Below are 258 nucleotides of genomic sequence, written 5' to 3' on the forward strand. Positions count from 1 at the left end.
TATTTATGGGATGGAATAATAATTTTCGAGATTGTGATAGATTTTGGGATGATTTAATGTTCGGCAGATGCAGACACAGAGATTGTGATGACAGTCGTTGTAGACGTGATCGTGACTGCGATTGTGATGAGTGTCGTCGCAGACGTAATCATGAACGTGATCATGATCATGATGATCGTCGAAATTGGTAAATTCTTTGGAAAGAGTGCTTTGAAGAAAAGCGCTCTTTTTTGTTCAGGGATAATAGGGAAAATAAAA

1 protein-coding gene is annotated in these 258 nt (G+C 38.0%); it reads left to right on the forward strand.

Annotated features, from left to right (window positions below):
• The first annotated feature begins 5 nt into the window (after positions 1–5).
• Positions 6–191, forward strand: coding sequence for a hypothetical protein (locus MR079_RS28800; protein WP_087952444.1), 186 nt, complete (start codon positions 6–8; stop codon positions 189–191).
• Positions 192–258: the final 67 nt, after the last annotated feature.

It is taken from the genome of Bacillus cereus group sp. BfR-BA-01381 (assembly GCF_022663555.1).
GTDB lineage: Bacteria > Bacillota > Bacilli > Bacillales > Bacillaceae_G > Bacillus_A > Bacillus_A pacificus.

Coding starts and splice junctions, on each gene's coding strand:
- MR079_RS28800 (WP_087952444.1), top strand. CDS start 6: ATGGGATGGAATAATAATTTTCGAGATTGTGATAGATTTTGGGATGAT.